2 protein-coding genes are annotated in these 1,485 nt (G+C 30.2%); both read right to left on the reverse strand.

What is annotated here, in order from left to right:
* Positions 1–206: 206 nt before the first annotated feature.
* A complete protein-coding gene (locus tag ABS768_RS17525; RefSeq protein WP_408076245.1) occupies positions 207–596 on the reverse strand; it encodes a hypothetical protein in 390 nt (129 codons plus the stop codon).
* A gap of 13 nt (positions 597–609) precedes the next feature.
* Positions 610–1,485 (reverse strand): RHS repeat-associated core domain-containing protein (locus tag ABS768_RS17530; RefSeq protein WP_408076246.1); only part of this gene is annotated, 876 nt, incomplete at its 5' end.

Consider the following 1,485-nt stretch of genomic DNA (forward strand, 5'->3'; position numbering starts at 1 on the left):
AAATTTCTAATTTAATACTGTTTTTCAAATGGTTACATTGTAATTTTATCAAAACACCTAATCTGATACATTACCGAAATGAATTAAAATAATAAAGCAACCCGAAGGTTGCCTTATTATTTATACATTAATCTACTATTAATTATATAACTTTTAATTACAATCAAAACATTAAAACATAATCATTCCATCTAGTATAAGTTACTTTATCTAGGTTCAGGCGCCTTAATATGTGGAAGATTTTCTTCTTCAATTTGCCAATATTTTGATATTAAATTCTCACTATTAACTAAAACAAAAGACTTATTGTAGAACACGTTAGCCCCATTCGATTTTAAATAAATTATTTCACCGTCTTTTGTATAAATAATTAAGTCGAGTAAATAAGTATTTTTTTTATCGGAGTAAACAAGTTCATTTCTATTAAAATCTTTTATAAAATCATTAATCAAATTTTTTTTTAATGGTATCTTGAATTTATTAATTTCAATCTCAACTTTATCAACATTTTCCTTATCAAAGGTCATTACATTTTTACTTGTTTTACAACTCACCAACAAAAAAATTGTTATAAATAAAAATATTTTAGTATGCATAATAAAATGTTTTTTATGGTTCTTTTTTTGTACCTCCATTTGTTACGTGTTCTTTATTTGGATACTTAACTTGTACTTCGATATTCTTATTCCCTTCCGCTCTATACTTAATCAACTGGTCAAACAACTCAGTGTCACACTCTGTACAGCCATGTGAATAACCTTTTTGGGAATCATGTAAATAAAAAGAGTTTAAATCTCTTTTACCCCCTCCACCTGTAATACCTGTTTCATTAGAATTATCTTTTGGCTGAGGGACATTTACAGGCTGCAATCGGACTCTATTTTCACCCCATTCTTCATATGACCATCCAACATTAGGATTACTATCTGAAGGCACAAAATCTGGTATTTTTTCAATACCTCCATCAGGATTTCTTAGTAATTGTCCTGTTTTTCCATCAGCTTTAGCTACTCTGTTAGGGTCTGGCTCTAGGTTTATTTGATATTTTCCTTCTACTGTTGGACCATTATTGGGTATGTATTGATATTTTGCCTTTTGTAAACTTATAGCTGTTCCGTCACTAAGCTTAACATTATTCATACCTGAAGACGCTTTAAAGGTATATTTTAAATTTGATTTATCTCCATAATTACCTCCATACCAATATATTTTATTTCCAGTAACTAATATCCAATCAAAAGGTTTTCTGCCATCAGGGTCAACAAACTTAACAGGATTATTATAACAATACCCATAAGAACTCATAGTCTGCTCCGCCTGCGGGTCAACAGATATAAAGATACTCCATTTCGGGTCATAATACCTTGCACTGTAATAATAATTTCCAGTTTCCTCGTCATATTCCTTGCCGTTAAACTTAAACGGCGTGTTAAAGGAATTGATATGCTCGTCAACCAGCATTTCTCCAAAAGGCATGTACTCTAT

The sequence above is a fragment of the Flavobacterium rhizophilum genome (genome assembly GCF_046000485.1).
Lineage (GTDB): Bacteria > Bacteroidota > Bacteroidia > Flavobacteriales > Flavobacteriaceae > Flavobacterium > Flavobacterium rhizophilum.

Bases quoted from the DNA above. Each gene is read 5' to 3' on its own strand.
- ABS768_RS17525 (WP_408076245.1), bottom strand. From the start codon at position 596: ATGCATACTAAAATATTTTTATTTATAACAATTTTTTTGTTGGTGAGT.